This window comes from Bradyrhizobium sp. JHI2711, from assembly GCF_056156565.1.
This window is the reverse complement of the sequence record NZ_JBPZPT010000001.1, coordinates 2,137,511-2,159,575: the sequence shown is the minus strand read 5'-3', so window position 1 is coordinate 2,159,575 and position 22,065 is coordinate 2,137,511. Positions and strand designations below refer to the sequence as shown.

The 22,065-nt window shown below is 64.3% G+C and carries 18 protein-coding genes; 12 read left to right on the top strand and 6 right to left on the bottom strand.

Annotated elements, in window-relative coordinates; all coding sequences use genetic code 11:
- Window positions 1-72 precede the first annotated feature (72 nt).
- Entirely contained in the window at window positions 73-1,785 is a 1,713-nt protein-coding gene (locus ACTEK7_RS10090; RefSeq protein ID WP_225146118.1) for an IlvD/Edd family dehydratase, read from the top strand.
- A gap of 12 nt (window positions 1,786-1,797) precedes the next feature.
- Here ACTEK7_RS10090 and ACTEK7_RS10085 read toward each other — a convergent pair whose 3' ends face one another.
- Window positions 1,798-2,592 (bottom strand): enoyl-CoA hydratase/isomerase family protein, encoded by a 795-nt coding sequence (locus ACTEK7_RS10085; protein WP_225146117.1) that lies wholly within the window; start codon window positions 2,590-2,592, stop codon window positions 1,798-1,800.
- 226 nt (window positions 2,593-2,818) lie between these two features.
- Between ACTEK7_RS10085 and ACTEK7_RS10080 the strand changes: the two genes are divergently transcribed.
- Window positions 2,819-4,036, top strand: coding sequence for an NAD(P)/FAD-dependent oxidoreductase (locus tag ACTEK7_RS10080; protein ID WP_225146116.1), 1,218 nt, complete (start codon window positions 2,819-2,821; stop codon window positions 4,034-4,036).
- Between the two features lie 157 nt (window positions 4,037-4,193).
- Here the strand turns inward: ACTEK7_RS10080 and ACTEK7_RS10075 are convergent, their stop codons facing one another.
- Together ACTEK7_RS10075 and ACTEK7_RS10070 are read right to left on the bottom strand one after the other, a co-directional pair.
- Window positions 4,194-5,102, bottom strand: a complete 909-nt coding sequence (locus ACTEK7_RS10075) for a ribokinase (RefSeq protein WP_225146115.1) — start codon at window positions 5,100-5,102, stop codon at window positions 4,194-4,196.
- Window positions 5,103-5,108: 6 nt separating this feature from the next.
- Window positions 5,109-6,002 (bottom strand): sugar kinase, encoded by an 894-nt coding sequence (locus ACTEK7_RS10070; protein ID WP_157281072.1) that lies wholly within the window; start codon window positions 6,000-6,002, stop codon window positions 5,109-5,111.
- Window positions 6,003-6,214: 212 nt separating this feature from the next.
- On the opposite strand from ACTEK7_RS10070, the gene ACTEK7_RS10065 reads away from it, so the two are divergent.
- The 9 genes from ACTEK7_RS10065 (at window position 6,215) to ACTEK7_RS10025 (ending at window position 15,702) form a co-directional block, all read left to right on the top strand.
- Entirely contained in the window at window positions 6,215-7,063 is an 849-nt protein-coding gene (locus ACTEK7_RS10065) for a VOC family protein (protein ID WP_225146114.1), read from the top strand.
- 175 nt (window positions 7,064-7,238) lie between these two features.
- A complete protein-coding gene (locus ACTEK7_RS10060; protein WP_193374958.1) occupies window positions 7,239-7,946 on the top strand; it encodes a TetR family transcriptional regulator in 708 nt (235 codons plus the stop codon).
- 205 nt (window positions 7,947-8,151) lie between these two features.
- Window positions 8,152-8,961, top strand: a complete 810-nt coding sequence (locus tag ACTEK7_RS10055) for an ABC transporter permease (RefSeq protein ID WP_109144530.1) — start codon at window positions 8,152-8,154, stop codon at window positions 8,959-8,961.
- A gap of 57 nt (window positions 8,962-9,018) precedes the next feature.
- Window positions 9,019-10,011: an ABC transporter substrate-binding protein gene (locus tag ACTEK7_RS10050; protein WP_225146112.1), complete on the top strand. Its 993-nt coding sequence runs from the start codon at window positions 9,019-9,021 to the stop codon at window positions 10,009-10,011.
- A 14-nt stretch (window positions 10,012-10,025) separates the two neighbouring features.
- On the top strand, window positions 10,026-10,856 hold the full coding sequence (locus ACTEK7_RS10045; RefSeq protein ID WP_192893460.1) for an ABC transporter ATP-binding protein: 831 nt from the start codon (window positions 10,026-10,028) through the stop codon (window positions 10,854-10,856).
- Window positions 10,857-10,985: 129 nt separating this feature from the next.
- On the top strand, window positions 10,986-12,380 hold the full coding sequence (locus tag ACTEK7_RS10040) for an enolase-like domain-containing protein (RefSeq protein ID WP_225146235.1): 1,395 nt from the start codon (window positions 10,986-10,988) through the stop codon (window positions 12,378-12,380).
- On the top strand, window positions 12,377-13,528 hold the full coding sequence (locus ACTEK7_RS10035) for a Gfo/Idh/MocA family protein (RefSeq protein ID WP_225146111.1): 1,152 nt from the start codon (window positions 12,377-12,379) through the stop codon (window positions 13,526-13,528). Before ACTEK7_RS10040 ends, ACTEK7_RS10035 begins: the two co-directional genes overlap by 4 nt.
- Before the next feature lie 120 nt (window positions 13,529-13,648).
- Window positions 13,649-14,839, top strand: coding sequence for a dihydrodipicolinate synthase family protein (locus ACTEK7_RS10030; protein WP_225146110.1), 1,191 nt, complete (start codon window positions 13,649-13,651; stop codon window positions 14,837-14,839).
- On the top strand, window positions 14,839-15,702 hold the full coding sequence (locus ACTEK7_RS10025) for a sugar phosphate isomerase/epimerase family protein (RefSeq protein WP_225146109.1): 864 nt from the start codon (window positions 14,839-14,841) through the stop codon (window positions 15,700-15,702). Before ACTEK7_RS10030 ends, ACTEK7_RS10025 begins: the two co-directional genes overlap by 1 nt.
- Before the next feature lie 556 nt (window positions 15,703-16,258).
- Here ACTEK7_RS10025 and ACTEK7_RS10020 read toward each other — a convergent pair.
- The 3 genes from ACTEK7_RS10020 to ACTEK7_RS10010 all read right to left on the bottom strand — a co-directional run bounded on the left by ACTEK7_RS10020 (window position 16,259) and on the right by ACTEK7_RS10010 (window position 21,653).
- Window positions 16,259-19,630: an AAA family ATPase gene (locus ACTEK7_RS10020; RefSeq protein ID WP_225146107.1), complete on the bottom strand. Its 3,372-nt coding sequence runs from the start codon at window positions 19,628-19,630 to the stop codon at window positions 16,259-16,261.
- 37 nt (window positions 19,631-19,667) lie between these two features.
- On the bottom strand, window positions 19,668-20,054 hold the full coding sequence (locus ACTEK7_RS10015) for a YybH family protein (RefSeq protein WP_225146106.1): 387 nt from the start codon (window positions 20,052-20,054) through the stop codon (window positions 19,668-19,670).
- Window positions 20,055-20,153: 99 nt separating this feature from the next.
- Entirely contained in the window at window positions 20,154-21,653 is a 1,500-nt protein-coding gene (locus ACTEK7_RS10010) for a Spy/CpxP family protein refolding chaperone (protein WP_225146234.1), read from the bottom strand.
- A 197-nt stretch (window positions 21,654-21,850) separates the two neighbouring features.
- Between ACTEK7_RS10010 and ACTEK7_RS10005 the strand changes: the two genes are divergently transcribed.
- On the top strand, window positions 21,851-22,051 hold the full coding sequence (locus ACTEK7_RS10005; protein ID WP_225146240.1) for a hypothetical protein: 201 nt from the start codon (window positions 21,851-21,853) through the stop codon (window positions 22,049-22,051).
- Window positions 22,052-22,065 lie beyond the last annotated feature (14 nt).

Genomic DNA, 22,065 nt, shown 5'->3' with positions numbered 1-22,065 from the left:
CCTGCAAGTCGAGTTATTGACAATCAGGGCGCTGGCCTTACCACCACGACAAAAGCTGAAGGGAGCGCCCTGATGACGAGTGGCTTGCGCAAGGGTCTGACGAGCTATGGCGATGCCGGCTTCTCGCTGTTCCTGCGCAAGGCGTTCATCAAAGCCATGGGCTATTCCGACGACGCGCTGGAGCGCCCGATCGTCGGCATCACCAACACCTATAGCGACTACAATCCCTGCCACGGCAACGTCCCGCAGATCATCGAAGCCGCCAAGCGCGGTGTGATGCTGTCGGGCGCGATGCCGTTCGTGTTCCCGACCATCTCGATCGCGGAGAGCTTCGCGCATCCGACCTCGATGTACCTGCGCAATCTGATGGCGATGGACACCGAGGAGATGATCCGCGCCCAGCCGATGGATGCGGTGATCGTGATCGGCGGCTGCGACAAGACGCTGCCGGCGCAGGTGATGGCCGCGATCAGCGCCGACCTGCCGACCGTGGTCATCCCCGTCGGGCCGATGGTGGTCGGTCATCACAAGGGCGAGGTGCTGGGGGCCTGCACCGATTGCCGCCGCCTCTGGGCGAAATATCGCGCCGGCGACATGGACGATGCCGAGATCGAGGCGGTGAACGGCCGGCTGGCGCCATCGGTCGGCACCTGCATGGTGATGGGCACGGCCTCGACCATGGCCTGCATGATCGAGGCGATGGGCCTGTCGCTGCCGATGAGCGCGACGATTCCCGCGCCGCATGCCGAGCGTTTCCGTCTCGCCGAGGCCAGCGGCAAGGTTGCCGCGGAGATGGCCAAGGCCAAGGGCCCGAAGCCGAGCGACGTGTTGACGCCGGCCTCGTTCAAGAACGCGCAAGTCGTGCTGCAGGCGATCGGCGGCTCGACCAACGGCCTGATCCATCTGACCGCGATGGCGCATCGCTCGCCGCACCGGCTCGATCTCGCAGCGTTCGACCAGATCGGTCGCGAGGTGCCGGTGCTGGTCGATCTCAAGCCGTCCGGCGAGCATTATATGGAGCACTTCCACCACGCTGGTGGCGTGCCGAAGCTGCTGGCGCAGCTCGGCGATCTCGTCGACCTCGATGCCAAGACCATCAGCGGCCAGACGTTGCGGGAGATCGCGGCGAATGCGGAGGACGTGCCGGGCCAGGATGCGATTCGTCCGCGTGATAATCCGATCAAGAAGGAGGGCGGCCTCGCCATCCTGCACGGCAATCTCGCCCCGCGCGGCGCGGTCATCAAGCAATCCGCCGCCAGCCCGAAGCTGCTGCAGCACACCGGGCGCGCCGTCGTGTTCGAATCCGTCGAGGACATGACCTTGCGGGTCGACGATCCCGATCTCCACGTCAACGCCGACGACGTGCTGGTGCTGCGCAACGCCGGCCCGAAGGGCGCGCCGGGCATGCCGGAAGCCGGTTATCTGCCGATCCCGAAGAAGCTCGCGCGCGGCGGCATCAAGGACATGGTGCGCATCTCGGATGCGCGCATGAGCGGCACCGCGTTCGGCACCATCGTGCTGCACATCACCCCGGAATCCGCCGTCGGCGGGCCGCTGGCGCTGGTTGAGAACGGCGACATGATCCGCCTTGATGTGGCCAAGCGCAGCATCGAGCTCTTGGTTGACGCCGCCGAGCTGGAGCGGCGCCGCGCTGCGTTGAAGCCGGTGGCCGCGCCGGAAGAGGCGCGGCGCGGCTACGCCTGGCTGTTCAACGAGACCATCCTGCAGGCCGACGAGGGCTGCGATTTCGACTTCATGCAGAGAACGGGCCCCGCGAAGGGCTGAGCCACCGCCTCGCTACTTCCCCTTGCTCGTGAACTTCTTCACGGCGGTGCGGAACGCTTCCGTGTTCATTGCCATGATGATCTTGTGCTCCTCGGCATCGAGCTGCTGCTTCACCGGCGTGGTCGCCGCTTGATAGACCAGCTGCTTGGTGCCGGCGATTGAAGCCGGCGGGTTCTGCGCGAGACGCTCGGCAAGTTTTCGCGTCGCGGTCTTCAACTCGGCCGCGGGGACGGTCTTGGCAACCAAGCCCCATTCATAGGCCTGCTGCGCGGTAAAATTATCCTCGGCGAGAAAGATCTGCAGCGCCCGGCGGGAGCCGACCGTGCCGACGATGCCGACCGTCGAGCCGCCGTCCGGCGACACCCCGATCTTGGCATAGGCCGGCGTGAACTTGGCATCGTCAGCGGCGATGCAGAGATCGGTGACGAAGGCGAGGCCCATGCCGGCGCCGGCCGCCGAGCCGTGCACGCTCGACAGCGAGATCTTCGGCATGCGCCTGATGATCTCGATGAAGGCGTGATAGTGTTTCAAAAGCTCGCCGACCACTGGCGTCACCGTGCCGGCTTCGGCGGCGGCGCCGATCGTTTGCAGATCGCCGCCGGCGCAGAACGCGCGGCCTTCACCTTCGAGCACGACGACGCGGATGTCGTCGGCGCCTTCGAGATAGGCCGCGAGCTGCTCGAGCTTCTGCGCGATCGTAAGGTCGATCGCATTGAACGCGGCAGGGCGGTTCAGCGTGATGGTCGCGATCGGGCCGTCGACCTTGAGCAGGGCGGGATCGTTGGGCTTTGAGACGGGAGCGGTCATCTTAAATTCTCCGGCAGGAGGTCGAGGCTCGAACTAAATCGCAGAAGGGCAGGGGTGACAATCCCCGAACCGCCGCTCTTGCGCCGGGCGGAACGATAGGCTCAAATGGAGCCGCTTTCGCCAAGGGACGGACACGAGCGCCGGCTCCTCGCAAGGCCAGCAAGCAAATCAGCGAGAGAGGAGGCGGCATGGGTCACGCTCGTGTCTTCCGGAAATGGGCTGTCCGATGAGCGGCCCTGTGATCATTGTCGGTGCCGGCCATGGCGGCTACCAGGTCGCGGCATCGCTGCGCCAGGCCGGCTTTGCCGAGCGCATCTGCCTGATCAATGACGAGCCGCATCTGCCCTATCAGCGGCCGCCGCTGTCGAAGGCCTACATCAAGGGCTCCGCGGGGCCGGAGAGCCTGATGTTCCGGCCTGAGAAGTTTTACCATGACCAGAGCATCGAGCTGATCGCGGGCCGCGCCGCCTCGATCGACCGCGCCGCGCGCAAGGTGCATCTCGCCTCGGGCGAGACGCTGGACTATTGGCACCTCGTGCTGGCGACCGGCGCGCGCAATCGCCTGCTCGATCTGCCCAATGCCAATCTGCCTGAGGTGAAATATTTGCGTATCCTCAACGACAGCGAGGCGCTGCGCGCGATCATGCCGTCGAAGAAACGCGCCGTGATCATCGGCGCCGGCTTCATCGGCCTCGAATTCGCCGCGACCGCCCGCATCAAGGGCCTCGAGGTCGACGTGCTCGAGCTCGCCCCGCGCGTGATGGCGCGGGCGGTGACGGCGGAGGTCTCGGAGTATTTTCAGGACCGCCACCGCGAGGCCGGCATCCGCATCCATCTCGGCGTGCAGGCGACCTCGATCGAGGCCGAGGGCGGCAAGGTCACCGGCGTGTCCTTGAGCGACGGGCGGCATCTGCCGGCCGACCTCGTCGTGGTCGGCGTCGGCGTGCTGCCGAACATCGAACTCGCGGCCGAGGCAGGGCTGCCGGTCGCCGCCGGCATCATCGTCGATGAATATCTGTCGACAGCCGATCCCGACATTTCCGCCATCGGCGATTGCGCGCTGTTCGCAAGCCCGCGCTTCGGCGGATCGCTGCGGCTGGAATCGGTGCAGAACGCCACCGATCAGGCCCGCTGCCTCGCGGCAAAGCTGACCGGGGACAAGAAGCCGTATGACAGCCATCCCTGGTTCTGGAGCGACCAGGGCGAGGACAAGCTTCAGATCGCGGGGCTGACGACCGGCTACGACCGTGTCGTGCTGCGCGGCGATCCCGCCAGGAAGGCGTTCTCGGCGTTCTGCTATCACGGCGACAAGCTGCTCGGCATCGAATCGATCAACCGCGCCGGCGACCACATGTTCGGTCGTAGATTGCAGAGCATGGACCGCTCGATCACGCCGGAGCAGGCCGCCGACGAGAGCTTCGACCTCAAGAGCGCGCTGGCATGAAGTTCTTCTCCCCCGTTCTTACGGGGAGAGGGTCGGGGTGAGGGGCTCTATCCGCAGGATGAAATGATCGCGAGACCTGTACCCCCTCACCCGGATTGCATCTGCGATGCAATCCGACCTCTCCCCGCAAGCGGGGAGAGGTGAAGAAAGCCAGCGCCTATAAAACCGCCGCCACGTCCGCCGCCGTCGGCATCGACGGCCCGGCGCCCATCCGCTGCACGCTGATCGAGGCGGCGGCGTTGGCGAAGGCGAGGGCGGCGGGAAGGGGCGCACCATCAGCGAGTTGCGCGGCGAGCGCACCGACAAAACAGTCGCCGGCGCCCGTCGTGTCGACCGCCTTCACCACACGGCCCGCCACCGCAATCTCCTCGCGTGCGGCCAGCGCGAGCACGCCGCGCTTGCCGAGCGTGACACAGATGGTCTGGTCCGCGCGCGCCTGAAGTTGTCGCGCGACATCGATGATGCGGGCGGCCGCGTCGCTCTCTGAGAGCTCCACGCCGGCGAGGAAGCCGAGCTCGGTCTCGTTCAGCACGAGGATGTCGACCAGCGCCAGCAACTCGCCCGGCATCTTCTGCGCCGGCGCCGGGTTCAGCACGGTCACCGCCCCCGCCGCGCGGGCGCGGCGGAAGAACGTGGCGATGGTCGGCAGCGGAATCTCGAACTGGCTGACGGCGACGTCACCCTTCAGCAGCGGTACGACGCTGACATCATCAGCGCCGACCAGCCCGTTGGCTCCGGGAACGACGACGATGGTGTTGTCGGCCTCGGCCACCGTGATGATGGCCGTCCCGGTGTGCGCCTCGGCCGTTTCGACGACGTAGCCGAGGTCGATGCCCTGCTCGCCGAGAAAGGCCTTCAGTTCAGTGCCGAACGAATCCCTGCCCAGCCGGCCGATCAGCGTGGTCTGCGAGCCGAGCCGTGAGGCCGCGACCGCCTGGTTCGCGCCTTTGCCGCCCGGAAAATACAGCACCTGGCGGCCGGCGACGGTCTCGCCGATGCGGGGATGGCGATCGGCCGTCGCCACCACATCCATGTTGATGCTGCCGGCGACGAAGACGCGCCCCATCTTTGTCTAGACCCTGACCTCGAACTCGTGCCTGACCTTGGCGATATCGACCAGCGTCGGCAAGCCTGCCTCGTTGCCGAGGCGCTGGATCTTGAAGGTCGAGGCGGCGCGGGCGAAGTCGAAATGCTCGCGCCAGCTTTTGCCGGGATGGGCGAGGTAGGAATAGACATAGGCGCCGTGGAAGACGTCGCCGGCGCCGTTGGTGTCGATCACGCGCTCGCGCGGGATCGGCATCGCCGGCATCACCTGCACCGTCCCGGTTTCGTCGTACCAGAACAGGCCCTTCTCGCCCATGGTGACGCCGCCGATCTTGCAGCCGCGGCTCTTGAGGTAGTCGAGCATCTTCTCCGGCGTCAGATCCATCTGCTCGCACAGGCGCTCGGCGACGATGGCGACGTCGATGAATTCGAGCAGCTCATGGGTGTTGGTGCGCAGGCCGCCGCCGTCGAGCGAGGTCAGGATGCCGGCCTCGCGGCACACCTTGGCGTAGTGGATGGCGGCATCCGGCTGGTGGCCGTCGACATGCAGCGCGCGGCAGCCGCCGAGATTGAGCATCGGAAAGGGGTGGATGTGCTCGTCGTCGCGGCAGCGGACGATGGCGCGCTTGCCGTCCTTGGGCATGATGAAGGAGAGCGAGGACTGGTTGACCTTGCGCCCATGCAGCGAGATGCCGTACTTCGCGCACATGTCCTGGAACATGCGCCCCAGCCAGTCATTGGCTGCGGTCGCGATCAGGTCCGGCACGATGCCGAGCTTGGCGCAGCAGAACGCCGCCGTCACCGCATTGCCGCCGAAGGAGACCGCGTAGTCACGCGCCACGTGCTTCTCGTCGCCGGTCGGCATGTGGTCGGTGATGAAGACGACGTCGATATAGGTCTGTCCGATGAAGAGAGCCTGCATTGCTTGTCCGTGATGCGCTTGTGGTCCCGGCCGGCGAGATTACTCTAGCACCGGTTCCGCTCCGGAGGGACGCTGAAATTATTCGCAAAACTGCCGTCCGAAGCGCTTGAGGTCAGCATGGTCCGGGAATACGACCATCACTGGCCCATGCCAAGCCCGGACAAACGCCGTCTTTCGCTCCCGGGGTTCCCGGTCCACAAAAAGGGTGCAGAATGATCACCGGCCTCGATCACATCGTCGTTCTCGTAGGCGATATCGGCGCGGCCAAGGCGGCCTATCAGACGCTGCTCGCCCGCGCGCCGGCCTGGCAGAACTCGGGCGAGGGCGCCGACCGGGTGCTGTTCACCCTCGACAACATGACCATCGAGCTGATGGCCCCTCACGGCTTCAGCGTCACCGCCGACCGTATGCGCGCACTGCTCGGCGACCAGGAAGGCATCCTCGCCAGCCTGTGCTTTCGTGTCGCCGACATCGGCAAGATGCACCGGCGGCTGGAGCGGGTGGCCCTGAGGCCTGATACGGTCGCCGAGGTCGAAAGCAGCCACGCCGCCACCGACGCCGTGCTGCACTGGAAGCGCACGCGGGCCGCGACGGAGCTGACACGCGGCGTGCGCATGTTCTTCCTGGAGCTGGCCGACGAGCGTCCGAAATCGGCCGCGACCGACATCGCGCCGATCGAGGGACTCGACCACGTCGTCGTCACCACGGAGGATTCCGAGCGCGCCGCCGCGCTCTACGGCGCCCGGCTCGGTCTTGATCTCGCGCTCGACCGCTCGCACCAGGACTGGGGCCAGTTGATGTTCTTCCGCTGCGGCGACCTCATCGTCGAGGTGGTGCGCCGCCCGGTCGCGGGCGGCGATGCCGCGCATGACCGGCTCTGGGGCCTGAGCTGGCGGGTCGGCGACATCGACGCCACCCGCGCCCGCCTGATCGCGAGCGGACTCGACGTCAGCGAGGTGCGCACCGGCCGCAAGCCGGGGACGCGCATCATGACCGTGCGCAACGGCACCTGCGGAATCCAGACCGTGCTGCTGGAGCGTTCGCCGAAGCCGGTGGAGTGATTCTGTCATTCCGGGGCGATGCGTAGCATCGAACCCGGAAATCCATTTCGCGGCTGACTCTGCCGCCCAATGGATTCCGGGCTCGCGCCAAGAGGCGCGCCCCGGAATGACGAACATTCTCAAACTCACGCTCGCGTGCTACACGCGTCTTGTCGGCACCCAGCGAGCACCCGGTTTGGCGAAGGCAAAGCGAACTCTGAAATGGCAGCGTGACCCCGAGGGGATGCGGCTGCGCATTCTCGAAGCCGCCAAGCAGGAGTTTTCCGCCCATGGCCTTGCCGGCGCGCGCGTCGACCGCATCGCCGCCAAGGCCGGCGCCAACAAGCGCATGCTGTACTATCACGTCGGCAACAAGGACGAGCTCTATCTCGCGGTGCTCGAAGGCGCCTATGACAAGATCCGCAGCGAGGAGCGGGGGCTCGACCTCGAACATCTCGATCCGCCCGAGGCGATCCGCCGCCTGATCGAGTTCACCTGGAACTACTTCCTGCGCAATCCCGAATTCCTGTCGCTGCTGCAGACCGAGAACCTCGCGCGCGCCAAGCACCTGAAGAAATCGACCAAGGTCAAGTCGATGCACTCGCCCTTCGTCGAGATGATCCGCACCGTGGTGCGCCGCGGCGTCGACAGCGGCGACTTCCAGGTCGCGGTCGACCCCGTGCAGCTCTACATCTCGATCGCAGCGCTCAGCTTCTTCTATCTCTCCAATTCGGCAACGCTCAGCGTGATCTTCGGCCGCGATCTCCTGGACAAGAAGGCCAAGGACGAGCGGCTGGCGCACATGTCCGGCCTCGTGCTGGCGGCGCTGACAGGCAAGTCCGCCGCGCTGTTCGAGATCGGCAAGATGCCGAAGCCGCACGCCGCGGTCGTGCAAGCGGTGTAGTTCTCAAAGCTTTCCGTATCCGTCATGGCCGCGCTTGTCCCGGCCATCCACGTGCATCCGCGCGTAGGAGAGACGTGGATGCCCGGGACAAGCCCGGGCATGACGGGGAACTGCCGCCGCAAAACGTCACAGGAAAAGCTCTGGACAGTATTTATCCAACGGGTTAATTTCTCCCCATAATGAAGAAGACTGCCGGGAGTGAAAATTGGCCGAGCCGAAGCCGCAAAACGCTGTTTCCAAGCTGCTGAATGCAGCCTGGGTTCGGCCGTTCTTGTTCCTGGTCTTCATCGTCGTCGCCTGGGATCTCGCGATCCGGTTGTTCAGAATCCCCGCGTACCAAATCCCGGCGCCGCTCGATGTCGTCGCCGTGCTGCGCACCGAATGGCCGGAGCTGCTGCGCCAGTCCTGGCCGACCACCTATGCGACCGTCTGCGGCTTCCTGCTGTCGGCACTGTTCGGCATTCCCGTCGCGATGCTGATCGCGGGCTCGAAGACGGTGGAGAGCTACGTCTATCCGCTGCTGGTGTTCTCGCAATCGGTGCCGAAGATCGCGATCGCACCGCTGTTCGTGGTCTGGTTCGGTTTCGGCATCATTCCCAAGGTGATCTCGGCGTTCCTGCTCGGCTTTTTCCCAGTGGTGGTCTCCGCGGTGCAAGGCTTCAAGTCGGTCGACCCCGACATGGTCGATCTCGCCCGTGCCATGCAGGGCAGCCGCCTGCAGGTGTTCCGCGCGGTGAATCTGCCGCATGCGCTGCCGGCGATCTTCTCCGGCCTCAAAGTCTCGGTGACGCTGGCCGTGGTCGGCGCGGTGGTCGGTGAATTCGTCGGCTCCAATTCCGGCATCGGCTACGTGATGCAGCGCTCGATCGGCACGTTCGACCTGCCGACCATGTTCGCGGCGCTGGTGATCCTGGCGCTGCTCGGCGTGATCCTGTTCTGGATCGTCGACCGGATCGAGAAGCTGGTCATTCCCTGGCATGTCAGCCAGCGCGAGGACGTGATCTTTGCATCCTGACTAAAGCAACGAGCGGCCACCAACGGCCGACGCAACCAACGGCAAGGGAGAGAAACGATGAAGCGGTTGATTGGAGCTGCATCCTTAGCACTGATGGCGTTCGCAGCCATGCCGGCGCAGGCAGCCGACAAAGTCGTGCTGATGCTGAACTGGTACGTCTATGGCGAGCACGCGCCGTTCTATTACGGCAAGGCCAAGGGCATCTACGCCGCCGAAGGCATCGAGCTCGAGATCCAGGAAGGCCGCGGCTCGGCTGCGACCACGCAGGCGGTTGCCGCCAAGACCGCGGACTTCGGCTATGTCGACGTCCCCACCATGATGCGCGCCGCGATCAAGGGCGCGCCCGTGGTCGCAACCGGCGTGCTGCTGCAAACGAGCCCGATGTCCGCCATGGGCTTCGCCGACAAGAACATCAGGAAGCCTGAAGACATCAAGGGCAAGACGGTGGCGATCACGCCGGCCGATTCCATGACGCAGATCTGGCCGCTGTTCCTGAAGAAGACCGGCCTGAAGGAAAGCGACTTCAAGACCGTCGCCGGCGACGGCCAGACCAAGCTCAACGCCGTCATCAACGGCCAGGCCGATCTCCTGCTCGGCTACGTCATGGACCAGTCGATGAAGATCAAGGACGCCACCGGCAAGGATGTCTATCCGATCAAGTTCGCCGACTACGGCATCAACATGGTCTCCTCGGGCGTCATCGCCAACACCGACTACGTGAAGGCCAATGCGGACCTCGTCCGCCGCTTCATGTCGGCGACGACCAAGGCGGTCGAAGCTGCCGAGAAGGAGCCGAAGGCGGCGGCGCAATCGACCCTCGATGCCAACCCCAAGGGCGGCAAGATCGACACGCTGACGCAGGGTTTTGAGCTGACCATCCCGCTCTACCGGACCGCGGAGACCAAGGGCAAGCGGCCGTTCCAGGTCACCGACCAGAACATGACCGAGACCGTCAACCTGCTGGTCGAATATGGCGGCCTCGACGCCAAGGCCAAGGAGAACCCGAAGGCTTTCTACACCAGCGATTACCTGCCGAAGAGCGGCTCGTGAAACCTGCGACTGTCATGAGTGAAACCGCGCAGTCGGCCGCTCATCTGAGACTGGTGAGCGACCGGGCTGCCGGCGATGCGTCGGGCATCAAGCTGTCGGGCGTGTCGAAGACCTACCGGACGCGCGACGGCGATGTGCCGTCGCTGCGGCCGCTCGACTTCCACATCAATGACGGCGAGTTCTTCGTCGTGGTCGGCCCATCCGGTTGCGGCAAGTCGACGCTGCTCAAATTGATCTCGGGTCTGCTGGCGCCGACCACGGGCGAGATCCTGGTCGAGGGCCAGAAGGTGACGACGCCGCACGGCAATGTCGGCATCGTGTTCCAGAACGCGCTGCTGCTGCCCTGGCGCAACATCCTCTCTAACGTGATGCTGCCGATCGACATGAAGCGGCTGCCGCGCCAGGAATATCTCGACCGCGCCAAGTCGCTGCTGAAGCTGGTCGGCCTCGAAGGCTTCGAGAAGAAGCTGCCCTGGCAGCTCTCCGGTGGCATGCAGCAGCGCGCCTCGATCTGCCGCGCGCTGGTGCATGATCCGAAGATCATGCTGATGGATGAGCCGTTCGGCGCGCTCGACGCGCTGACACGCGAGCGCATGAATGTCGAATTGATGCGGATCCAGCGCGAGACGAAGAAGACCGTACTCTTGATCACGCATTCGATTCCGGAAGCCGTGTTCCTCGCCGACCGCGTGCTGGTCATGACCGAGCGCCCCGGCGCGATCGCCGCGATCTACGACGTGCCGCTGCCGCGCCCGCGCTCGCTCGACGCGATGGCAGACCCGGTGTTTACGGAGCTGGTGCAGCGCATCCGCAAGCATTTCTTCTCGCAGGGCGCGCTGGATTAGGGCGATGGCGTCAACTCCGAACTTTCGGCCGTCATGGCCGGGCTTGTCCCGGCCATCCACGTCTCGCTCCGCCTGGCAAAGAACGTGGATGCCCGGGACAAGCCCGGGCACGACGACCTTCATAGGACTATGTCGGTGCGCCTGAAGCTGCGAGACATCGCCTTCTTCGAACGTCCCGTGCAGTTCGCGCGGCCGTTCCGCTTCGGTGCGATCACGATCAACGCGACGCCGCAGCTGTTCGTGCGGGCCGAGATCGAGGTCGAGGGCCGGGGCACCGCCGTCGGTGCCAGCGCCGAGCTGCTGGTACCAAAGTGGTTCGACAAGCGGCCGGAGCTGTCGCCAGCGCAGACGGTGGACGAGTTGCGTCGGTCGCTGGAGATCGCGCGCGGACTCTATCTGGCACGGACCGGCTTCCAGACGGCGTTCGATCTGCATGCCTCCTGCATCGGTGCCCAGATCGCGACCTGCGCGAAGAAGAATATTCCGGCGCTGGCTGCGACTTATGGCACCGCGGAAATCGACAAAGCGATCCTCGACGCGCTGCTCCGCGGCGTGGAGAGCAGTTTCTTTGACGGGATGGCCGCGAACATCCCCAGCGTCGATGCGCGGCTTTCTCCTGACCTGAGCGAGCGGGACATCAGGACGTTTCTCTCCGGACGGATGCCGCTGCAGCGTGTTGCCATAAGGCATACGGTCGGCCTTGACGACGTCGTAGAAGGCGAGGGCGGCGTTGTCGACCCGCGCGAGAATACCGGTGCGCGCTACTTCAAGCTCAAGCTGTCCGGCGATCCGGCTGCCGATGCGGCGCGGCTCACCCGGATCGGCAAGGAGCTCGACGCGCTCGGGCGCGACTACAAGGTGACGCTCGATGCCAACGAGCAATACGCGGATCTCGCCGCGTTACAGGCCCTGATGGACCGGCTCGATCATGACGCCACGCTGCGCCCGATCTCAACGCGCCTGCTCTATGTCGAACAGCCGATGCCGCGCGACATCACGCGGCAATCGCCGCTCGGCTCGCTCGCCGCGCGCGGCTTCATCATCGACGAAGCCGACGATTCCTACGACGCGTTCCCGGCAGCACGGGCGCTCGGCTATCGCGGCATCTCCTCGAAATCTTGCAAGGGACTTTACAAGTCCATCATCAACGCCACGCGTGTGGCGAAATGGAGCGCGCAAGGCGAAGCCTTCTTCATCACTGGTGAGGACCTCACCTGCCAGGCCGGCCTTGCCGTGCAGCAGGATCTTGCGCTCGGTGCCTTCATCGGCGTCACCCACGCCGAGCGCAACGGCCACCACTACGTCGATGGCTTCGGTGAAACGCCCATAGCAGAAGCTCAGGCCTTCGCCGCCGCGCATCCCGATCTCTATGCCGATGCCAGGCGGGGCATCCGGCTCTCCATTCACGACGGCGATCTCCTGACGGGATCGCTTCATTGCGCGGGCTTCGCCTCGTCGGTCCATCCGGACTGGTCGGCATTGCGCCCGCTCGCCCAGCCAAGATCTCAGGAGCAATTGGCATGACCACCCAACGCCTCGGCCTCATCATGAACGGCGTCACCGGCCGGATGGGGCTCAACCAGCATCTGATCCGCTCGATCGTCGCGATCCGCGACCAGGGCGGCGTGCGCCTGAAGAACGGTGACCGTGTCATGCCCGACCCGATCCTGGTCGGCCGCAGCGCCGACAAGGTCGAGGCGCTGGCCAAACGCTACAACATCACGCGCTGGACCACCGATCTCGATGCCGCGCTCGCCGACAAGAACGACACTATGTTCTTCGACGCCGCGACGACGCAGGCCCGTCCCGGCCTGCTGACCCAGGCCATCAACGCCGGCAAGCACGTGTATTGCGAGAAGCCGATTGCGACGAATTTCGAGGAAGCGGTCGAGGTCGTGAAGCTCGCCAATGCCAAGGGCGTCAAGCACGGCACGGTGCAGGATAAGCTGTTTCTGCCGGGGCTGAAGAAGATCGCTTTCCTGCGCGATTCCGGCTTCTTCGGCCGCATCCTCTCGGTGCGCGGCGAGTTCGGCTATTGGGTGTTCGAAGGCGGCTGGCAGGAGGCGCAGCGGCCCTCCTGGAACTATCGCGACGAGGATGGCGGCGGCATCATCCTCGACATGGTCTGCCATTGGCGCTACGTGCTCGACAACCTCTTCGGCAACGTCCAGAGCGTCAGCTGCATCGGCAACACCGATATCCCCGAGCGTTTCGACGAGCAGGGCCAGAAGTACAAGGCAACCGCGGACGATTCCGCCTACGCCACGTTCCAGCTGGAGGGCGGCATCATCGCCCACATCAACATGTCCTGGGTGACGCGGGTCTATCGCGACGACCTCGTCACCTTTCAGGTCGACGGCACGCTCGGCTCGGCGGTCGCGGGCCTCACCGATTGCATGATCCAGGCGCGGCAGGCGACACCGCGCCCGGTGTGGAATCCCGACGAGAAGCGGCTGCACGACTTCTACGGCGACTGGCAGAAGCTGCCCGACAACGTCACCTACGACAACGGCTTTAGGGAGCAATGGGAGATGTTCATCCGCCACGTCTACGAGGACGCCCCTTACAAGTTCACACTGCTCGAAGGCGCCAAGGGCGTTCAGCTCGCCGAATGCGCGCTGAAGAGCTGGAAGGAGCGGCGCTGGATCGACGTCGCGCCCATCAAAGTGTGACATTCCGATGCTCATGATTTCGTCATTGCGAGCGAAGCGAAGCAATCCAGACTGCCTCCGCGGAAAGACCCTGGATTGCTTCGTCGCTTCGCTCCTCGCAATGACGGAGAGAGGACCAAAATGAACAAGCCAGTCCAACCGATGTCATCCCTGTCGCTGAAGCTGCCCAAAGCCGATCGCTCGATCGAGACCTATCGGCTCGCGGCCTCGCGCACGTTCCCCGCAAGGCTCGAAGGGCCGCTGAACCGCATCGCCTTCTCGGCCGTGCACACGGTCGCCGATCCCTTCGCCGACAACGATCCCTGGCTGTCGGTTGCGGTCGACTGGGACAAGACCATCGCCTTCCGCGAGCACGTCTGGGACCTCGGCCTCGGCGTTGCCGAAGCCATGGACACCGCGCAGCGCGGCATGGGGCTGGACTGGCCGACCTCGCTGGAGCTGATCACGCGCTCGGTCGCCGCCGCCAAGCGGCGCAATGCGCTGGTGTTCTCCGGTGCAGGCACCGATCATCTCGCGGTCGAGGACGCTGGGAGCCTCGACGACGTGATCCGCGCCTATGAAGAGCAGATCTCGGCGGTGGAGAAAGTCGGCGGCCGCATCATCCTGATGGCCTCGCGGGCCCTCGCAAAACTCGGTCGCAATGCCGACGATTACGCCAAAGTCTATGACCGCGTGCTCTCGCAAGTCCGTGAGCCCGTCATCATCCACTGGCTCGGCGACATGTTCGATCCGGCGCTGGCGGGCTATTGGGGCACGAGGGATCTCGACAAGGCCATGGACATTGCCGTCGCCATCATCAACGGCAATGCCGCCAAGGTCGACGGCGTCAAGGTCTCGCTGCTCGACAAGCAGCGTGAGATCGACATGCGTCGGCGTCTGGACAAGCGGATCAAGATGTATACCGGCGACGATTTCAACTACGCGGAGCTGATCGCCGGCGACGAACAGGGCTTTTCGCACGCGCTGCTCGGTATCTTCGATGCGATCGCGCCGGCGGCGTCCTACGCGCTGTCGCGGCTGGCGGCAGGCGACGAGGCTGGCTTCCACGACGTGCTGGGCCCGACGGTGCCGCTGTCGCGTCATATCTTCAAGGCGCCGACTCGGTTCTATAAGACCGGCGTCGTCTTCATGGCCTACCTCAACGGCCACCAGGATCATTTCACCATGGTCGGGGGACAGGAGAGCACGCGGTCCACGCTGCATTTGGCCGAGCTGTTCCGTCTCGCTGACAAGGCCGGCCTGCTCGCCAATCCTGAACTCGCGACGCAACGGATGAAAACCGTGCTGGCCTCGCATGGACTTGAAGCCTGATGCGCGATTTTTCGTCCGATCACCGCTGGCTGTCGCTGAACACGGCGACCGTCCGCAACCAGGGTGACCTCATCGAGATTATTGATGCCTGCGCACGTCACGGCATCCGAGCCATCGATCCCTGGCGCGACCAGGTCGCGAACGTCGGTCTCGGCCGCGCCGCGCGCGCGGTGCGCGAGGCTGGCCTTGATCTCTCAGGCTATTGCCGCGGCGGCATGTTCACCTCGGATGTCTCGCGCCGGGGCGAAGTGCGCGACGATAACAGGCGCTGTGTCGATGAAGCCAAGGCACTGGGCGCGCCCTGTATCGTCCTCGTCGTCGGCGGCCTGCCGCAATACTCGCGGCCGGGCAGTGAGGCTTCGAAGGATCTGGTGGCAGCGCGCGGGCAGGTCGAGGAAGCGCTCGCTGACATGCTCGACTACGCGAGGCAAGCCAAGCTGCCGTTGGCGATCGAGCCGTTGCATCCGGCCTATGCGGCCGACCGCGCCTGCGTGAACACAACCAAGCAGGCGCTCGATATCTGCGACCGGCTCGATCCCGGCCGCACCGGCATGCTCGGCGTCGCGCTCGACGTCTATCACATCTGGTGGGACCCGGAGCTGATGGACCAGATCGCACGCGCCGGCCGGGATCGCCTGCTCGCGTTCCACGTCTGCGACTGGCTGGTGCCGACCAGGGACATCCTCAACGACCGCGGCATGATGGGCGACGGCGTCATCGACATTAAATCGGTGCGCAAGGCCGTCGAAGCGCAGGGCTTTGCCGGCTATTCCGAGATCGAGATCTTCTCCAACGATTGGTGGGGCAAGCCGATGGACGAGGTGCTGAAGACTTGCATCCAGCGACATCGGACGGTGGTGTAGTTGCCTCGAAGGGTCTCGTGAAAAGTCAGACGATTGCGCTATCATCGATTTTACCGTCGAATCCCGGACTATCACTCGTCAGTTCGATCTGCGAAGCTCTGCCGACACAAATGCGCTTGCGACCAAGCAGGCGCGGAGGGAGGTTCGCAGTGGAGAAAGTGCGACGCTTGCGTGCGATGAGCTCACTGTGCCGTCAACAGGCCGCGTACAACAGCATGAACAAATGGAAGCTGCTCGCAGAGGCAGAATACTGGGATCATCTGGCTGACCTCGAGCAATCTTCCCATTTCCAACAGTGCAACGCCATCGTCTTGAATGAGGTAGAGCAGCCTCAAGCGATCACAGATGCGAAGTGCTGAGCGGAAGCCGATTTCCGCCGCGTGAGGAAAGGCCGTGTACTCATTAAAGGAAGGTCGGGCTGATCGTCCAGAGCAGCACTGCTTGTGACCCACAGCGGAATTGCCTCATGTTCAGATCCAATAACGCAAGTACAGGGTTGCCGTATCGCCCGTGTGCTCGTTGGATGGCAACGTCTGAAGCTTGAAAAGGCGCGCGATCATGATCGGGAAAGCTCCTCCATGAGCGCCTTGGCGGAACGAAGGTCCGGCGTTTCGAAGCCTTCCGTAAACCAGCCGTAAACCGAGCCAAGAAGGCACCGCGCGTCGGCTATCCTACCCTGGTCGTGCCAAAGCCGAGCCAAACTCATTGCGGCACGTAATTCAAAGGACTTTGCGCTCTGGCTTTGGGCGACCTTGAGTGCAGTTTGCAAATACCCCTCGACCTCGTCAGCTGGAGCACCACGAATCCGGTGCAGTTCGCCATCGATGCATGCAAGTTCTGCCTCCCACATATGCTCGTCACTGCGCGCGGCAAGGACCTTTGCTTCGGCAAGGGCAGCGACGCCGTTGTCGTAGTCACCTAAGTGGAGGTAGGTGGCCGCGAGCATCCATAAGTACCGAACCTGGTACCAACTGGCTCCGAGCCTGTTCCGCTCGTTCAGACTGAGGCGCATGAGCGCCAGGCCGCCCTCCACGTTGCCCTCTTGGGCCATGGCCCAGCCCCGCAGGATGAGGCCGCTCTCGCGCCAATAGTTCAAGCTGTTCTGATCGGCGAGATCGATGATGGACTCGGCGTGCGCTTTGACGGCCGCCACGTCACCCATTAGCTCCGCAGTGGCCGCCCCGGCATAGACCTGCACATGCGCGGTAAGGTTCGTCTGATTCAACTCAATAGCGTATTGAGATGCGGCACGGCTAGTCCGCTGAGCCTGTTCGGGGTAACCCAGAATCCAAAGCACAATCGCCAAGTAGGGTAGCGCCGAGGCCTTCGGGTCATGTACGTAGTGCACAGGCGGCGGCCGATGCGCCCCTGGTTGATAGCGCCTCAAGATCGTTTCGAACTCCGAGCGTGCGGTCAGAAAATCACCGGCGTGCATGGCGGTGAGCGCAGCCAGACGATGCGCAGCTAGTTCCAGTGCTGTGTCACTGGTGCGCTCGGCGGCGCGCTGCGTTTCGGCAACGAGGCTCTGCATGGCAGCAAAGTCGCCGCGCACGAAGTGGAAGATGAATTTGCCGCTAAGGGTGGAGAACAACGCACCCGTGTCGTCGAGTTCATAGCAGAGCGCATGAGCCCTGTTGAAGGCTGTGCCAAGCTGCGGAGCCGTGTATCCGTGGATGGCAATCAGTGGACCTCCGATTGCTGTTTGCAAAGCGAGTTCCTGACGATCGCGCTCCGGGCCTGGTGGATTGGACTTGAGCGCCTCCAGCCCCCTTGTGAGATGAGTGATCGCTTCGAGATTTGCGGAACGCCCAGCCGCAATGCGGCCGGCCCGCAGCCAATAGTCCACCGCCTTTCCTACCAGTCCACCCTCGGTGAGATGCAGAGCGATCGTCTCCGGCTCTGCCTCAGCACGGGCAGGGTAATGTTGTTCGAGAGCTGCAGCTATGCGGGCATGGATCTGCTGCCGCTTGCTCTTTAGAAGACTCTCGTGCGCGATGTCCTGCACCAGCGCATGTTTGAAGCTGTAGCCAACATTCGGAGGCACGCCACGACGGAATATCAGTTCCGCCGCCAATAGATCATTGAGAGCATGCTGGAGCGCGTGTTCGTCGAGCGCCGTTACGGAGCGGAGAAGATCGTGTCCGAATTCGCGTCCGATGCAAGCTGCAATCTGGGCAACCTCCTTGACCGGCGCCAACCGATCAAGGCGGGCCATCAACGAGTCCTGCAGCGTCGTCGGAATCGCTAGCGGCGGCAGCGGGCCGATCAATTCATAGCGGCTGCCGTGGTCTTTGAGCAGTCCGGATTCCACGACGGCCTTGGTGAGCTCCTCGACGAACAACGGCACGCCATCGGTCTTGGCCAAAATCTGCTCAAGCACCTCCTGGGGGAGTATCTTGCCGCCCGTAATCCGGTCAACGACTGCCGCCCCTTGCCTACGTCCTAATCGGCTTAGAAAGAGCGCTGTCACGTGTCCATGACCCGTCCAGCGCGGAACGAACTCGGGCCGGAAGGTAATGATCATCAAGATCGGAAGCCGCTGCATCTCGTCGACAAGCCGATCGAGAAATTCGAGCATGGTAGGGTCCGCCCAATGGACGTCCTCGTAAATGGCAAGGACCGGCTGTCTTGCCGCCAAGCCTTGTATCTGTTCCAGAAGGGCCTGGAATGTTCGCTCCTTCTTCTGGTGTGGACTAAGTGCAAGGGGTGGGTATCTGTCCCGTGTCGGGATTGCCAAGAGGTCCGCGAGAATCGGCGCGCTCTCCTGCACATCGTCCGTACCAAGCGCGAGCATGGCCTCGAGCTTGTCGAGCTGTTCGTCGGAAGCGTCCTCCCGCCGTATTGCCGCTGCTCGTTCAAGGAGGCCAACGACGGGATACAATGCGGTGTTGGTATGAAATGGTGAACAGAAATGGCTCAGTGGCGTGTGCGGCACACGTGCGACTTGGTCGCGTAAGGCTCGCACGAGCCGCGACTTGCCAATGCCGGCTTCGCCGCCGAGCAGGACGATCTGTCCTTCCCGCTCCTTTGCCTGCTCCCAGCGGTCCAAGAGCAATGCAAGTTCTTCATTCCGTCCGACCAGTGCGGTCGTTGCCATGCCGTGCTGGGCCTCGAACCTGCTCTCTGCTGCGCCTTCACCAATGACCAGCCACGCCTGCACCAATTCCGGGAACCCCTTGAGAGGCACTCTGCCGAGGTCGTGGTATGTGAAAGCTTCTCCGAGTAGGCGGCGCGTTGACTCGGCAATCACCACGTCACTGGGCTCGGCCAAACCCTGCAGTCGGGCTGCTAAGTTTGGTGTTTCGCCGATGACTGCGCGCTCGCGAGCCTCTCCCTCGCCAATCAACTCGCCGACGACGACGAGACCCGTTGCGATGCCGACGCGAGCGGCGAGCGCTGCACCACTGGGTTCGGTAAGCGATGCGACCGCCTTGGTCACCCGAAGCCCAGCGCGAACGGCGCGCTCCGCCTCATCTTCGTGCGCCCGCGGCCAGCCGAAATAAGCGAGTACGCCATCGCCCAAGAACTTGGCTATGTGGCCTTCGAATCGGTCGATCTCGCCGACCACGGTGTTGTGGTAGGCCTGCAAGAGGTCACGCAGCTCCTCGGGATCGCGCCCTGAAGCAAGTGCAGTCGAGCCGACCAGGTCGACGAACATGACCGTGAGCTGTCGACGCTCCGCGTCCGAAGGGATCGATGGCTTCACGTAGCCGGCAGGGCGATTGGCCTCGACCGCCACCCGGGTGATCGGTGGAGCGAGTGCATGGATTGCTCTTAGCACAGCCTTGCGCGGGCCGAGTGGCAAGCCAAGCTCCCGCAGGTCGGCTTCGGTCAGTTCTGGCAAAACCTCGGACGTGATTTCAGCGTCACAAAAGGTCTTTATGTAGCGCTCCAGCCCGAGACCGCGAAGCCATTGCGCGATATCCACGACAAGCCTCCTCGTGCCGCATCAGGCAACGGTCAGCTCAATTGAACGTATGCAGCTTCAGCTTCAGCGAACCATCTTCCTGTCGCTCAAACACGTGGGTTGCGATCCCGCCTGCAGGTTGGCTGGCGCCATCCGCTGTCTTACCGTTGGCGCTCCAATGGGCCGTGCCGTAGACGATCTTCTCATCTCCGCCGGCGTCGATGACGACCAACCTGTGATCGGTGAATCCGCTTGAAAACAGCCCAGCAAAGAAGCTCTCGATCTCTGTCGGACCGGATATCACTTGATGCGTTGGCGGCAACAATTTGGCGTCTGGCACGTAAGTCGCCGCGATAGCCCTGGCATCTGCTTTGTTGAATGCTGAGTCCCACGCGGCGTACGCCGCAGCAATATCGTGTTTTATGGAGGAAGCTAAGGCTGTCATGATCCCTCCCTCAATCGCGGGCTTGCTTTCGTTGGAGAACGATTACGTCACCTGACGTCGTTCGACCGCTGCAAATTGCAACGAGGGAACGCGACGCCCTCATTGGGCTGCGAACTGTTGCAGCCTGTTGAAGCGCGCCTTCTGCTCGCTACTCAGCGTGGCATAGAACTCGTCCAGGGCGGGTTCGACCAGCTTGGCGGCCGTCAGCATGGCCTCGAGCCGATGCTGCATCGTCTCCAGCCGTCCGACAGGTGTCAGCGGCGCATCGTTCGGACAGGCCGCCTGTAAGCCCTCAACGCCCTTCGCCGTCGCTTCGCTGAGGCGGTCGAGCGCCTCCTTCTGCTTGCCGGCCGGGTGGAGCACAGTTTCGATCCTCTGGATCGGCAACTGCGTGAGCCCGGACTTCGGATCGCCACAGCCCTCGCTACTCGCCTCCTGCTGCTGCGGCGAGCGCTCGCCGACATTGGGGCCAAGCGCGTTGAAGCGGGCCTGCTGCTCGTCACTGAGCGAGTTGTAGAAATTCTCCAGTGCCGGTCGAACGATCTTGACGGCTTCAAGCGTCGCGCTGATGCGGTTCATCATCGCGCGCAAGCGGCCAGGGGGAGTCAGTGCATAAGTCTCCGCGCAGGAATCCTTGAACACACCGGCAGCGTTGGCCGCCGCCGTCTTCAGCTCATCCAACAATGCGCGTTGCTCCGGCGTCGGCCGCACCGCCTGTGCGATATCGGCAAGCGGCCAGGCGGTCACGCCCTTGTCCGGCGTGGCACACAATTGCTGAAGCGTCTGCGGGCTCACGCTGGCACGCTGGCGCGCGCGGTAGCCGCCGCCGGCTTGCGGAGTGTCATACGGGTTGGTGCTGGCATAAGCGGAGTAAGGGCCGTCACCGCCCCAGAACACGGTGTCGACGAAGTCGTCATAGGCGTACGCCCAATATCCGGGCTCGTAGCCATAGGACCAGAACGTGTAGTTGAAGATGTCGGAATAGGCGTAAGGCCAGAACACGGGCCCAAGCCAAGCCACGAACACCGCGGGATGACGGTGACGCCAGGCCTGCCGGGGTGCCCAGCCGCTTTGGCGCGTGACGAGAGCCGCTTGGGTCAGCGCAGTGGACTGCTCGCGGAAGCGTTCCGCAAACCGTCCGCGCTCGGCGGCCTGCGCAGCGGCCGCAAGTGCCGGAGCGCGCTCCGCCGGAGCCTGCAGCCCAAGCCGCTGCTGGCGCGCCAGGTCAATTTGCTGCGCGCGCTGCTCTCGGCCAAGCAAGCGGTTTTGCGCCTGGAGCATTCGCTGCTGCGCCCGTTGCGCTTGCACGCCTTCCGGCTTTTGCGACTGCAATTGCTGCACCCGCTGCTGCAGACGTTCGATACGGGCCTGGCGCTCCGTTGTTTGGCGCGACAGCATGTCGCGCTGCCGTTGCTCCACCTGCTGCGAACGCTGTTGCACGCGTTGCTCGCGCTCCAGAAGTCGGCTCTGCGACTGCAGCAACCGTTGCTGCTGTTGCTGCGCCCTTGCGCCTTCCGGCTTCTGCGATTGCAATTGCTGCACGCGCTGCTGCAAGCGGTCGATGCGGTCTTGGCGTTCCGCGGATTGGCGCGAAAGCATCTCACGCGGCGGTCCCGATCGCTCGCTCACGGCCGGGGGGGCACTTGGGCGCGAAGGGGCGGCGATCTGCGGCGCCGGCCGCGGCGCCATCGCCGGACGTTGCGGCGCTGCCGGCGGGCGCTGGAATTCGCGGCGGGGCGCTGCCACCTGCGGGGCGGCTCGGGGAGCACTGATTTGTGGGGTCGGACGCGGTGGCGGTGAGGCGATGTGCGGCGCCGGACGTGGCGCCATCGCCGGTCGCTGCGGCATGGCTGGCGGCGCGGCGGGACGCGCCATGGCTGGCGGAGCCGCCGGACGTGCCATGGCTGGCGGAGCCGCCGGACGTGCCATGGCTGGCGGAGCGGCCGGACGTGCCATGGCTGGCGGTGCTGCTGGCGGTGCGGCTGGACGAGCCATAGCCGGTGGTGGTGCT